Here is a 13,317-nt window from a genome sequence, read left to right as displayed (position 1 = left end):
CGCCGGTGGTTGCCAAACCGGGCGATGCATGGTCCACCATGGCGCATGACCCAGCGCCTGCCGCCATCGCTGACCCCGCTCGACACCGCGCTCGCCGCGTTGCTGAGCGGGCTTGAACCGCTCGCACCGGTGGAGTTGCCGCTGAGCGAAGCGGCCGGCTGCATCGCGGCGGGCACGCCGCTGCTTGCGGCCCATCCGCATCACGACATCGCCGCCGCGGACGGCTGGGCGCTCTGCGCCAACGATCTCGTCGGCGCGTCCTCTTATTCGCCGCTGCCGTTGACACAAGCGCCCGTGTGGGTCGAAGCCGGTGACGCGATGCCCGACGGCTGCGACTGTGTACTCGATGCCGACGCGGTCGATCCATCGGGGCCGCTCGTGCAGGTGCTGGCGGAGGGCGTGCCGGGGCAGGGCGTCAGGCGTGGCGGCAGCGACATCGCGGCGCGCACGCCGGCCGGCGCCGAGGGCCAACCGGTCGTCACAGCCGATCTGCTGCTCGCGCGCGTTGCCGGTTTGGACAAGCTCGGCGTGCGTCGGCCCCGGCTGAGCATCGTCAACGTGCCGGGTGCAACGGCAACGATGCATATGATCGCCGCGATCGCGGGCGGCGCGGGAGTGGATGTGAAGACGCATGAGGCCGGCGCGCGCGATGCGGTGTCGATTGCCGATGCGCTGGATATATCCTCTTGCGATCTGATCCTGACGGTCGGCGGCAGCGGAGTTGGCCGCAGCGATGCGGCCGTCGCCGCGCTGGCTCAGCGTGGTCATGTGATCGCCCACGGTCTTGCGCTTCAGCCCGGGCGTACCGCCGCGGTCGCGAAGCTCGGAAAGGTTCCCGTCGTCGCCTTGCCGGGCTCGCCGGATCATGCGCTGGCGGTGTGGCTCGCGCTCGTGCTTCCGCTCATCGACCGATTATCGCTGCGCCGGCCGCGCCGGCAGGTGAGCCTGCCGCTTGCGCGAAAAATCGCGTCCAGCGTCGGCATCGCCGAGATCGCTTTGCTGGCCAGGGAACATCACGGCTGGACGCCGCTCGCCGTGGGCGAATGGCCGCTCCAGGCCATTGCCGGTGCGGATGCATGGCTGCTCATTCCTGACAGCCACGAGGGATTTGCGGCAGGCGTGCCGGTCGATGCCTATCTAATGTGGGAATAATATGGGTTTTGGCATGTCGATGAACCCGCAATCGCAAATCCGCAGCGCGCTCGAACAGGAGCAGTTCCTCAAGATCCTCTCGCGCGAGGAGGCCCTGGCGCGCTTCGAGGCTGCGTTGTTCCCGCGCGCCGTTCCGAGCGAAATGCGTAAGCTCGGCGAAGCGCTCGGCGTGGCGCTCGCTGAAGACATCACTGCGCCGATCGACGTTCCCCCTTTCGATCGCTCCAATGTCGACGGTTTTGCCGTGCGCTCGGCAGACCTTGCGGCGGCTGGCGAAGGCGCTCCTCGGCGCCTCACGCTGAACGGCGAGACCATCCACTGCGGCACCGCGCCGACGCTCCAGGTGGCAGCGGGAACCGCAACGCCGATCGCCACCGGCGGTCCGTTGCCGCGTGGCGCCGACGCGGTCGTCATGGTCGAGCACACCCACTCAGCCGGCCTTGATGCGATCGACGTGCGTCGGGCGGTCTCGCCCGGGCAATTCGTGTCGTACGCCGGATCCGATATTGCACGCGGCGAGGCGCTGCTGCGCACCGGCACCATCATCGGCTCGCGCGAGATCGGCATGCTGGCCGCGTGCGGCGTCGCCGGGGTGACCGTCGCGCGGAGGCCGCGTGTCGCCGTGATCTCCACCGGTGACGAGCTGGTCCAACCCGGCGGGGCTCTTCCGCCCGCCGCGATCTACGACACCAACGGCGCCATCGTCGCGGCTGCGATCGACGAGAATGGCGGCGAGGCGATCTTCCTCGGCGCCATTCCGGACGATGAGGCGAAACTCGAATCCGCCATGCGCCGCGCGCTCGCCGAATCCGACATGCTGGTCCTGTCGGGCGGCACCTCGAAAGGCGCGGGCGACTTGTCGCATCGCATCATCGGCCGGCTCGGCCAGCCCGGCATCATCGCGCATGGCGTTGCGCTCAAGCCCGGCAAGCCGTTGTGCCTTGCGGTGTGCGACGGCAAGCCGGTGGTGATCCTGCCGGGCTTTCCGACCTCGGCGATGTTTACCTTCCACGACATGATCGTGCCGGTGCTGCGCAAGCTGGCTGGCTTGCCGCCGCGCTCGGATGCCAAGGTGAACGCGACCGTGCCGGTGCGCATTGCGTCCGAGCTCGGCCGCACCGAGTTCGTCATGGTGTCGCTGGTCGAGGGCAGGGACGGCCTGATCGCCTACCCCTCCGGCAAGGGGTCTGGTGCGATCACGTCCTTCGCTCAGGCCGATGGTTTCCTGCGCATCGACGCACTCGCCGACCAGATGCCGGCCGGGACCGAAGCCGAGGTGACGCTGTTCACGCCGCATGTGCGCGTGCCCGATCTCGTCATCGTCGGCAGCCATTGCACCGGCCTCGATCTCGTCACCGCCCAGCTCGCGCATGCCGGCCTGGCCGTGCGCTCGATTGCCGTCGGCAGCCTCGGTGGACTCGCGGCCGCAAAGCGCGGTGAATGCGATTTGGCGCCGATCCATCTGTTCGATGACAAGAGCGAGACCTACAACTCGCCCTATCTCGTCGAGGGGCTCGAGCTCGTGCCGGGCTGGCGTCGGATGCAGGGCATCGTCTTCCGCACGGACGACAGGCGTTTCGAGGGCCTCGGTGCGAAGGAGGCCGTCGCGGCGGCGCTCGCTGATCCCGCCTGCATCATGGTCAACCGCAACCAGGGCGCCGGCACGCGCATCCTGATCGACCGGCTGCTCGGCGGTGCGCGCCCGGAAGGCTACTGGAACCAGCCGCGGTCGCACAATGCAGTTGCGGCAGCTGTTGCGCAGCACCGTGCCGACTGGGGCATGACCATTGCGCCGGTCGCCCAAGCGGCCGGCCTCGGTTTCATTCCGTTCGCGGAAGAGCATTATGACTTCGCGCTGGTCACGGCGCGCAAGGACCGGCCGGCGGTGCAGGCGTTTCTCGATGCGCTTGGCTCGAATGAGGCGCGCGCCGCGCTGGAGCGGGCGGGATTCCGGCCTGCGTAGCGACGGCGCAGAGTCCTCGCGCATCAAATATTCGGCTGAAGGAGCGGACTGATACCGGCTGGGTCTGCAGCTACGATGCCTGGTCGGTGCGGCTGGTGGCTTGATCGGACTGACCGCGTTTGCGCTCCCGTTCCTCGGCTTCGGCGAGCGCACGCTGGGCGGCGGCCGACAACGGTTTCGGGTCCGGCGGGACTTCCACGGTGTCAGGCTTGCCCAGCTGCTTCGTGCGATCGATTGCGTCCGAAACATCGAACGCGATATCGACAACATCGAAAATGACTTCCAAGAGCGAGTCGGCCATGGCTCATCCGGGGCAACGTCCCAATCATTGGTCGTTCGCTTCTTAGGTCCGGTTCATAGCCAGGAGCTCAAGGCCATGAACAGGCAACGCATTAGGATGCATCATCCAGCGCCGCCAGCCGTTCGGCCTCGGCGATATCCTCGACCGTATTGGCGTTGAAGAACGGATCTAGCGGCTCGGTTGGCCACGTCACCGTCGCGAGCGGATAGCGCGCGGTCCAACGGTCGATCTTGCGGAGGTCCTCGACGACCAGTGCGTGCCTGAGTTCGTCGCGCAAGCCGACGCGCCACAGGCCGATCACGGGATGGGACTGCTCGCCTGATGCCGCCACCGCGAGCTGAGCGTTCTCCCGTTTTCGCGCTTCATGCAGGCGCGCGACCAGATCGCGCGGCAGGAACGGGCAGTCGCCGGCGGCGCTGAGCACCCATTCGACGCCCGGCCGGTTCGCCGCGGTCCAGTCGAGCGCGGCGAGGATGCCGGCGAGCGGACCGGGAAAGCCGGGCACGTCGTCGGCGACGACTTGCAGGCCGAACGCGGCAAAGCGCGCGGGATCGCCATTCGCGTTGAGGATCAGTCCGCTGCACTGGGGCGAAAGGCGCGCGATCACGCGCGCCAGGATGGTGCGGCCGCCGATCGTGCGCATCGGCTTATCGCCACCGCCCATGCGCCGCGCCAGGCCGCCGGCGAGCAGCACGCCTTGCGTCGGCAAACTCTCAGTCGTCACCAGCTTCACCCTTGCGCTTGTGCTTCGCCGACTCTTCCTCGACGTAAGCGAGGTCCTGGTCGTAGACGATGCGTTCCTCGCCCGCGAGGACGATGAAGCGTTTGCCGCGGGTGCGTCCGACCAGCGTCAGCCCGACCTGTCTTGCGAGATCGACGCCCCAGGCGGTGAAGCCGGAGCGCGACACCAGGATCGGAATTCCCATGCGGACCGTCTTGATCACCATCTCCGAGGTGAGCCGCCCCGTGGTGTAGAGGATCTTGTCGCTAGCATCGACACCGTGGCGGTACATCCAGCCCGCGATCTTGTCGACGGCGTTGTGGCGGCCGACGTCTTCGGTGTAGCAAAGCGGGGTGCCTTCCTTGCACAGCACACAGCCGTGGATCGCCCCGGCCTCCAGATAGAGCGAGGGCATCGTGTTGATGGTCTGCGTCATCTGGTAAAGCCAGGAGGTGCGTAGCTCGGCCTTCGGCAGTGCGACGCTTTCGACCGCCTCGAGCAGATCGCCGAAGGCGGTGCCCTGCGCACAGCCCGAGGTCTGCGTGCGCTTCTTCAGCTTGGCCTCGAAATTGGTGTGGTGCGTGGTGCGCACCACGACCACCTGAAGGTCGTCGTCGTATTCGACCTCCGTGACCACGTCATTATATTTCAACATGTTCTGGTTCAGCAGGTAGCCGAGCGCCAGATATTCGGGGTAATCGCCGATCGTCATCATGGTGACGATCTCCTGGGAATTCAGGTAGAGCGTCAGCGGCCGCTCCATCGGCACCTTGATCTCGACCCTGGCGCCGGTCTGGTCGGTCCCGGCCACGCTCTGGGTCAGGCGCGGGTCGGCCGTGTCAGGGACGATCAGGGGCACGGGGGCTTTGTCGATCTTCATCATGGCGGCGAGGTTAGCATGACATTCGGGTCAAGCCGATATAAGCATGCTGACGGAAAACGAAATGCCTCCGTTCGTCATTGCGAGGAGCGAAGCGACGGAGCAATCCAGAGTGCCACCGTGGAAGCAGTCTGGATTGCCTCGCTTCGCTCGCAATGACGGGGAGGGATAGCGGTTCCACCAAAACCAAGTCGCTCGCGGACACGGAGCTGGAATGAAAGTCATCGGCCTTGCAGGCTGGAGCGGTGCGGGCAAGACCACGCTGTTGACGCGGCTGATCCCGCATTTCAACGCGCAAGGGCTGCGCGTCTCGGTCATCAAGCATGCGCATCACCAGTTCGACGTCGATGTCCCCGGCAAGGATTCCTGGCGCCATCGCGAGGCCGGCGCGGCCGAGGTGCTGGTTGCTTCGTCAAACCGCTGGGCCCTGATGCACGAACTGCGCGGGGCGGCGGAGCCGCGGCTGCCCGAGCTCCTGAGCAAGCTTTCCGCGGTCGATCTCGTCGTGGTCGAGGGCTTCAAGCGCGAGCCGCATCGCAAGATCGAGGTGCATCGCGCGGCGAACGGCAAGCCGTTGCTGTTTCCCGACGATCCCGGGATCGCCGGGATCGCGGCCGACACCGCCATTGACACGGGGCTGCCCACTGTCCATCTCGACGATGTCGCGGCAGCTGCGGCGTTGCTGCTGCGCGCCGCGATGCCGGTCGAAGAAGCGGTGGCGAAAAGCGCCGCGATACGCTGACGAGGCACCATGGCGCAACTGTCGGACGATTGCTTTGCCTTCGGCGGCCCGATGATGTCGGTCGACGAGGCCGTCGGTCTCATTACGACGCGCGTCAACGCGATCGCCGATCTGGAGACGGTGGCGCTGGTCGACGCGGACGGGCGCGTGCTGGCGCGCGATGTCGCAGCGCCTCTGCCGCTGCCGCCCTTCACCAACTCGGCGGTCGACGGCTACGCCGTGCGCAACGCCGACATTCCTGAAGCCGCGGAGCGGGCGTTCCCGCTCGATGGCCGCATCCAGGCCGGCGGCCTCGCACAGGCGCCGATCAAGCCCGGCCATACCGCACGCATTTTCACGGGCGCGCCGATGCCGCCGGATGCAGAAACCGTCTTCATGCAGGAGGACGTTCGCATCGACGATGACGGCAAGATCGTGCTGCCGCCGGGGCTGAAGCCCGGCGCCAATGTCCGCCCCGCGGGCGAGGACATCCCTGAGGGCCACATCGCGCTGCGCGCCGGCCAGCGCTTGCGGCCGCAGCATGTCGCGCTCGCCGCCGCGTTCGGACTTGTCAGTCTCGACGTCATCAGGCGCATTCGCGTTGCGGTGTTCTCGACCGGCGACGAGTTGGCCTCGCCCGGCGAGCCGCGCGCGGCCTCGCAACTGTTCGATTCCAACCGCTTCATGCTGATGGCGATGCTGCGCCGGCTCGGCTGCGAGGTCAGCGATCTCGGCATCTTGCGCGACGAGCGGACTTCGCTCGCGAATGGCTTGAAGCAGGTGGCCGGTGATCATGACCTGATCCTCACGACCGGCGGCGTCTCGACCGGCGAGGAGGACCACGTCAAGGCGGCGGTCGAGAGCATCGGCTCGCTGGTGCTGTGGCGGATGGCGATCAAGCCTGGCCGTCCCGTGGCGATGGGCATTATCGACGGCACGCCGCTGATCGGATTGCCCGGCAATCCCGTCGCGAGCTTCGTGACCTTCGTCCATGTCGTGCGCCCGACGGTGCTGGCGCTCGCCGGCGGCCTGCCGGAGCCGCTTCTGCCGATCCCGATGCGGGCGGCTTTCACCTACAAGAAGAAGGCGGGCCGGCGCGAATATGTTCGCGTCTCCTTGCGGCGGGCGCAGGACGGCACGCTGGAGGCGGTGAAGTTCCCGCGCGAAGGGGCCGGGCTGTTGTCCTCGCTGGTCGAGACCGACGGCCTCGTCGAGCTCGGTGAGAGCGTCACGGGCGTCGAGCCAGGGCAGGACGTAGGCTTTTTGTCCTACGCCGATCTGCTCTAGCGGCCTTGCGTTGACGCCATCGATCGGTCCCGCCATGTTGCGCCCATGACCAGAACGACGCTCGATCTCACCGGACTGAAATGTCCGCTGCCCGCCCTGAAGACGCGCAAGGCGCTCAAGCCGTTGCAGCCGGGCGATCAGCTCGAGGTCCACTGCACCGATCCCTTGTCGGTGATTGACATTCCGAACCTGATCCGCGAGACCGGCGACAAGGTCGAGATCACCGAGCGCAACGAGGCGCGCATCGTGTTCCTGGTCGAAAAGAGCGACGCCCCGTAGAAAGGCGAATATTCACGGCGGCGACGTTTGACTATGTTGCCTGCGCGGGACACGGCCGGAACTTCGCTGCAATGCGAAAGGCGCCGATTGGTGCCGTGCATGAGCTCAAACCCAAGTCTCTCAAACCCAAGACCCTCAATCCCAAGACCCTCAATCCCAAGACCCTCAAACCCAAGACTCTCAAAGACGTCGGGCATGACTTTCTCAACATCGAGGGCAAGCGCTGCTGCAGGTCCCGCGGCGGGCCGCGAGCCTGCCGTCAAGCCCGGCAAGACGGCTGCAGGGCCGGAGTTCGGCGCGCTGGCGCAGGCCTCGATCCTGATCGTCGACGACGAGCCGGGCATGCGCAATTTCCTGGTGCGCACGCTTGGACCGCGCTGCAAGCTGGTGGACGAGGCGGCCGATACCGACCAGGCCTCGCGCAAGCTCGATTCCAACCGCTACGACGTCGTCATTCTCGACAACATCATGCCAGGCAAGAACGGCGTCGATTGGCTCGCCGAGCAGCGCGCCGTCGGCTTTTTCGCCGACGCCATCCTGATCACCGCTTATGCCGACCTCGACACCGCGATCCAGGCCCTGCGCGCTGGTGCGGCCGATTTCGTGCTCAAGCCGTTCCGCTCCAACCAGATCCTCAACGCGGTGGCACGATGCCTCGACCGTGTCCGCCTCCAGCGCGAGAACTATGTCCTGCGCTATGCCCTGCGTGCCTCGTCCGACCGCACCTTTCTGCGCGACAATCTGATCGGACAATCGGCAGCGACGCTGCGCGTGCGTGAGACCATCGCGCGCGTCGCACGCCTGCCGACCTCGGTTCTCCTCACCGGCGCATCCGGCACCGGCAAGGAAGTGGCAGCACGCTCGATCCACTCGTTGTCCGACCGCGCCGATAAGCCCTTCGTGCCCGTCAATTGCGCGGCGATCCCGCCCGAGATGATCGAGGCGGAGCTGTTCGGACACATCAAGGGCGCCTTCACCGGCGCCGATTCGGGGCGTGAGGGCTTGTTCCTGTACGCGCATGGCGGCACGCTGTTCCTCGACGAGATCGGGGAGCTGCCGCTGCCGATGCAGAGCAAGCTGCTTCGCGTGCTCGAAGACCGCCGCGTCCGTCCGGTGGGCTCCGAGCGTGAAGTTCCGGTCGACCTGCGTTTCATCTTCGCAACCAATGCCGAGCTTCAGAAAGAGGTCGAGAAGGGCCGTTTCCGAGCCGATCTGTTCTACCGGCTCAACGTGATGCAGATTCACCTGCCGCTCCTGAAGGATCGCGGCGATGACGTGCAGGAGCTTGCCGCCATCTTCATGAGCAAGCTGTCGGCTCAGCTCGGCATGCCGCCGGTGCAGATCGACGCCTCGGTGCGGGCGGCGCTCGCAAGCTATGACTGGCCGGGCAATGTGCGCGAGCTGCGCAATTTGATCGAACGCACGCTGATCCTCGGCGCCTTCCCCGACGATTTCGCCGGTCCCCGCAACGACGGTCAGTCGGCACCTGCCGACAGTCTCGCCGAGCTCGAGCGCCGTCACATTCTCGGTGTGCTGAAGGAGGCCAACGGCAATCGCGAGGAGGCGGCGCGGCGTCTCGGTATCTCGCGCAAGACCATCGACCGCAAATGCGCGTTATGGGATGTCTGATGGTGCCCGCCGCAGCGGTGAGCTCGTGCGGGGACGCTCCGTCCGATTCCGGTTGCTCGCGATCGCTCTGCTGCCGATGCTGGTCATCCTGCCGCTCCTGCTCGGCGTTGCGATCTATCGCTGGAACGCGAAATTCGACGCGGCCCTGATCTCCAAGGTGAACGGCGATCTCACCATCGCCCATCAATATCTCGCCCGCATCCTGGAAAAGACCGGCGTCCAGATCCGGGCGCTCGGCCTGTCGGCCCGCTTCCAGGAGGTGCTGGCGCCGGATGCGCGCGGCTCGCTGCGGGACCTGCTCGACGAGACCCGCAAGGAGATCGGTCTCGATTTCCTGTATCTGACCAACGATCGCGGCGACGTTCTGGCCTCATCGCCCCCGCTGCAGCATCAACCGAGAGGCGACTGGCCGATCATCATGTCGGCGCTGTCGGGTCAGGTCCCTGCGACCGGCGTCGATATTTTCGGCAATGACGAGCTGGCCGCAATTTCGCCGGCCCTGGCCGAGCGCGCGCGATTGGATCTCGTGCCGACCCCGAATGCGGTGCCGACCGACCGCAGCACGGAGACGCGCGGCATGGTCGTGCACGCGGCGAGCCGGGCGATGCTGCCTGACGGAGGCGCCGCTGCGCTGGTCGGCGGCACGCTGCTCAACCAGAATCTCGAATTCATCGACACGATCAACGATCTCGTCTACCGCGCTGCGAGCCTGCCGGAGGGCAGCCAGGGCACCGCGACGCTGTTCCTGGACGACGTGCGGATATCGACCAATGTCCGTCTGTTCGAGGGACGGCGCGCGCTCGGCACGCGCGTGTCGGCGGCGGTGCGCTCGGCCGTGCTGGGCGAGGGGCACACCTGGCTCGACAGTGCTTTCGTGGTCAATGACTGGTACATCTCCGCTTACGAGCCGCTGGTCGACAGTTATGGCAAGCGGGTCGGCATGCTCTATGTCGGCTTTCTGGAGAAGCCGTTCAGCGAAGCCAAATACCAGACGTTGGTGATCATCATCGCAGCGTTCATCGCGATCACCGCCGCGACCGTACCGATCTTCCTGCGCTGGGCGACCTCCATCTTCATGCCGCTGGAGCGCGTCACGGCGACGATCGGCGAGGTGGAGCGCGGGAACCTCTCCGCCCGCACCAAGATGCCGGTGTTGGGTGACGAGATCGGCCGCGTCGCGGTTCATCTCGACAGCCTGCTCGACCAGATCCAGGAACGCGACCGGCAGCTCCGGGAATGGAATGAGGAACTGAACGTCCGCGTGCTGGAGCGCACCCGGGACCTCGAGCACGCCAATCTCAAGCTCGAGGCAACCACCAAGCAGCTCATCATGTCCGAGAAGCTGGCTGCGATCGGCGAGATCACCGCCGGCGTTGCGCACGAAATCAACAATCCGATCGCGGTGATGCAGGGCAATCTCGACGTCATCCGCAGCGTATTCGGGGCCGATGCCGACAAGGCGAAGGTCGAGTTTCGCCTGCTCGACGAGCAGATTCACCGCATCAGCCAGATCGTGACCAAGCTGCTGCAGTTTGCAAGGCCGGAGGAATATGCCGGCTATGTCGAGCGCCATGCGCCGACAAGCGTCATCTCCGACTGTCTGCCGCTGGTGCAGCATCTTCTGAACAAGACCGAGATCGCCGTGGTCAGGGACGACCGCGCCAGCCGGCTCGTGCTGATGAACCGGAACGAGCTGCAGCAGGTCCTGGTCAATCTCATCGTCAACGCGATCCACGCCATGCCGGACGGCGGAACCCTGACGCTCCGCTCCTTCGATGCCGAGCGCGACGGCCATCAAGGCGTCGCCATCGAGGTCACTGATACCGGCATCGGCATGAGCGCAGACGTAATCGCAAAGATTTTCGACCCCTTCTACACCACGAAACGGCGGCAAGGCACCGGACTGGGCCTCTCCATCAGCCAGACGCTGATCAAGCGTCAGGGCGGACAGATCACGGCCGAAAGCGACCTCGGTTCCGGGAGCACCTTCACGATGTGGCTGCCCGAAGCGACCTGATTGGACATTTTGTCCTTGGATTCGGGACATTCTGTCCGGCACGGCACGTTGCGCTGCGGGAAGTCGTTGAATCGTCACGATGCGACTTCTGGCACGCGCGTTGCTCCTCTCAAGACAGGGTGTTGAGGGGGATGAGGGCGCGATAGCCGTCACGGCAACGCTGCTTGCGAGGCGAAGGGACATCGCCCGCGATCAGTTGCTTGCTGGGCGCGCAAGACGGATGCGCACCAGACGATTCCACTTCGGCATGAATGAAGTCCGACCTGTCATGCGCGGCTGCCAAGCACGCACACGACCGGTCGCAAACCGATATGCCGGCAAGGCCGCGCTTGGGAGGGAATGCTTATGACGACTGCCGATACCGTTCTTGCACCGGTTGGTGCTTCCGGCTTCCTCGATCGTGAACGCACGATCGCGAAGGCCGGGTTCAATCGTTGGCTGGTGCCGCCGGCCGCGCTGTGCATCCATCTCTGCATCGGCATGGCCTACGGCTTCTCGGTGTTCTGGCTGCCGCTGTCGCGCTCGATCGGCATCACGCAGAGCAAGGCTTGCCCCGACATCTCGTTGTGGCAGGAGCTGTTCACCACGACGTGCGACTGGAAGGTCGCAAGCCTCGGCTGGATGTACACGCTGTTCTTCGTCCTGCTCGGCGTCTCTGCCGCGATTTGGGGCGGCTGGCTCGAGCGTGCCGGCCCGCGCAAGGCAGGTTTCGTTGCCGCGCTTTGCTGGGGCGGCGGCCTCTTGATCGGCGCCTTCGGCGTCTACGTCCATCAACTCTGGATCATGTGGCTCGGAGCCGGCGTCATCGGCGGCGTCGGGCTCGGCCTCGGCTATATCTCGCCGGTGTCGACGCTGATCAAATGGTTCCCCGATCGCCGCGGCATGGCGACGGGCATGGCCATCATGGGTTTTGGCGGTGGTGCGATGATCGGTGCGCCGCTCGCCAATCTGCTGATCAACTACTTCAAGACTGCAACGGATGTCGGCGTCTGGCAGACCTTCGTCGTGATGGGCGTGATCTATTTCATCTTCATGACGATCGGTGCCTTTTCATATCGGGTGACGCCGCCCGGCTGGCAGCCTGACGGTTGGACCCCGCCGAGCGAGAAGAAGTCGATGATCACCGAGCACCATGTGCACCTCAACAACGCGCACAAGACGCCGCAATTCTGGCTGATCTGGTGGGTGCTCTGCTTGAATGTCTCGGCGGGTATCGGTGTGATCGGCATGGCTTCGCCCATGCTCCAGGAAATTTTCGCCGGCAAGTTGATCGGGCATCCGGAGCTGACGTTCAGCCAGCTTTCGGTCGAACAGAAGGCATCGATCGCGGCGATCGCCGCCGGCTTCGCCGGCCTGCTGTCGCTGTTCAATATCGGCGGCCGGTTCTTCTGGGCGTCGATGTCGGACCTCATGGGGCGCAAGAACACCTACTACACGTTTTTCATCCTCGGCATCTTGCTCTACGCGCTGGCGCCCACCTTCGCGGCGATGGGCTCGAAACTGCTGTTCGTGCTCGGGTTCGGCATCATCCTGTCGATGTACGGCGGCGGCTTCGCGACGGTGCCGGCCTATCTTGCCGACATGTTCGGAACCCAGTTCGTCGGCGCCATCCATGGCCGGTTGCTGACGGCATGGTCGACTGCCGGCATCATCGGTCCGGTCGTGGTCAACTACATCCGCGAGTTCCAGCTCGCGGCCGGCGTGCCGCGTGATCAGCTCTACAACACGACGATGTACATCCTGTGTGCCATGCTGATCGCCGGTTTGATTTGCAACTACCTGATCAAGCCGGTCGATCCGAAATGGAACATGAGCCACGAAGAGGTGGCCCGCCTGCAGGCGGCCAGTGCGAAGAGCGAGGCGTCGGTCCAGCATGGCTCGTTCGGCATCGGCAAGGGCGGTCTGGATGCCAATGCGGCGCTGTTCTGGGCCTTTGTTGGCGTGCCGCTCGCTTGGGGCGTCTGGAAGACGCTGGAGAGCGCGGTCAAGATCTTCTGATCGCACGTTCATCGCGGCGGGAGCGCACCATGCGCGCTCCCGCCGCTCATTTCGATTGTTTCAAAACTACCCCTGGGGGAATTCGATGGTTCGTAAGCTCGTTTGTGCAGCCGCCGTGCTGCTCGTCGCCGGCGCCCTGCAATCCGCATCCGCACAGACTGCCGCGCCACCGGCTGCAACGCCGCCCGCCGCGACCGAGGCCAAGCCCGGCAAGATCAAGCTGACCGCGCAGAAGCTCAAGGACATGAAGGCCAAGTGGAGCGCCAACAAGTCGAAGCTCAGGGAGTGCCGCAAGGACGTGAAGGCCAAGGGCCTCGCGGGCGACGAGCGCTGGTTCTATATCGAGGAGTGCATGGGCAAAAGCTGACC

General features: G+C 65.5%; 12 protein-coding genes. 9 read left to right on the top strand and 3 right to left on the bottom strand.

Annotation, left to right across the window (positions count from 1 at the left end; translation table 11 throughout):
- The first annotated feature begins 45 nt into the window (after positions 1-45).
- A complete protein-coding gene (locus GDN70_RS31230) occupies positions 46-1,152 on the top strand; it encodes a molybdopterin-binding protein (RefSeq protein ID WP_152103453.1) in 1,107 nt (368 codons plus the stop codon).
- Between the two features lie 13 nt (positions 1,153-1,165).
- Positions 1,166-3,115 carry a molybdopterin biosynthesis protein gene (locus GDN70_RS31225; RefSeq protein ID WP_244625842.1) on the top strand — a complete coding sequence of 650 codons (1,950 nt, stop codon included), beginning with the start codon at positions 1,166-1,168 and terminating at the stop codon, positions 3,113-3,115.
- A 70-nt stretch (positions 3,116-3,185) separates the two neighbouring features.
- Here GDN70_RS31225 and GDN70_RS31220 read toward each other — a convergent pair whose 3' ends face one another.
- From GDN70_RS31220 to fdhD, 3 genes are all read right to left on the bottom strand, one after another.
- Positions 3,186-3,416 (bottom strand): hypothetical protein, encoded by a 231-nt coding sequence (locus GDN70_RS31220; protein ID WP_152103451.1) that lies wholly within the window; start codon positions 3,414-3,416, stop codon positions 3,186-3,188.
- A gap of 91 nt (positions 3,417-3,507) precedes the next feature.
- Positions 3,508-4,149, bottom strand: coding sequence for a molybdenum cofactor guanylyltransferase MobA (mobA, locus tag GDN70_RS31215; protein WP_152103450.1), 642 nt, complete (start codon positions 4,147-4,149; stop codon positions 3,508-3,510).
- Entirely contained in the window at positions 4,130-5,020 is an 891-nt protein-coding gene (gene fdhD, locus GDN70_RS31210; protein ID WP_028142269.1) for a formate dehydrogenase accessory sulfurtransferase FdhD, read from the bottom strand. The genes mobA and fdhD overlap by 20 nt, the downstream gene beginning before the upstream one ends.
- Positions 5,021-5,231: 211 nt before the next feature.
- Here fdhD and mobB point away from each other — a divergent pair, with 211 nt between their 5' ends.
- The 7 genes from mobB to GDN70_RS31175 all read left to right on the top strand — a co-directional run bounded on the left by mobB (position 5,232) and on the right by GDN70_RS31175 (position 13,315).
- The gene (mobB, locus tag GDN70_RS31205; RefSeq protein WP_028142270.1) at positions 5,232-5,759 is read left to right on the top strand and encodes a molybdopterin-guanine dinucleotide biosynthesis protein B; all 528 of its coding nucleotides are present in this window, start codon (positions 5,232-5,234) and stop codon (positions 5,757-5,759) included.
- A gap of 9 nt (positions 5,760-5,768) precedes the next feature.
- Positions 5,769-7,025, top strand: coding sequence for a gephyrin-like molybdotransferase Glp (gene glp, locus GDN70_RS31200; protein ID WP_152103449.1), 1,257 nt, complete (start codon positions 5,769-5,771; stop codon positions 7,023-7,025).
- 45 nt (positions 7,026-7,070) lie between these two features.
- On the top strand, positions 7,071-7,304 hold the full coding sequence (locus GDN70_RS31195) for a sulfurtransferase TusA family protein (protein WP_028142272.1): 234 nt from the start codon (positions 7,071-7,073) through the stop codon (positions 7,302-7,304).
- Positions 7,305-7,499: 195 nt separating this feature from the next.
- On the top strand, positions 7,500-8,933 hold the full coding sequence (locus tag GDN70_RS31190; protein WP_152103448.1) for a sigma-54 dependent transcriptional regulator: 1,434 nt from the start codon (positions 7,500-7,502) through the stop codon (positions 8,931-8,933).
- Positions 8,926-10,950: a cache domain-containing protein gene (locus GDN70_RS31185; RefSeq protein ID WP_038972027.1), complete on the top strand. Its 2,025-nt coding sequence runs from the start codon at positions 8,926-8,928 to the stop codon at positions 10,948-10,950. Before GDN70_RS31190 ends, GDN70_RS31185 begins: the two co-directional genes overlap by 8 nt.
- Positions 10,951-11,295: 345 nt before the next feature.
- Positions 11,296-12,948: an OFA family MFS transporter gene (locus GDN70_RS31180; protein ID WP_038949550.1), complete on the top strand. Its 1,653-nt coding sequence runs from the start codon at positions 11,296-11,298 to the stop codon at positions 12,946-12,948.
- 85 nt (positions 12,949-13,033) lie between these two features.
- The gene (locus tag GDN70_RS31175; RefSeq protein WP_038949551.1) at positions 13,034-13,315 is read left to right on the top strand and encodes a hypothetical protein; all 282 of its coding nucleotides are present in this window, start codon (positions 13,034-13,036) and stop codon (positions 13,313-13,315) included.
- Positions 13,316-13,317 lie beyond the last annotated feature (2 nt).

The organism is Bradyrhizobium sp. TM102, assembly GCF_009176685.1.
In the GTDB taxonomy this organism is placed as follows: domain Bacteria; phylum Pseudomonadota; class Alphaproteobacteria; order Rhizobiales; family Xanthobacteraceae; genus Bradyrhizobium; species Bradyrhizobium ottawaense.
Note: the sequence above shows the minus strand (reverse complement) of the source record. Positions and strands in the feature narration are given on the sequence as shown.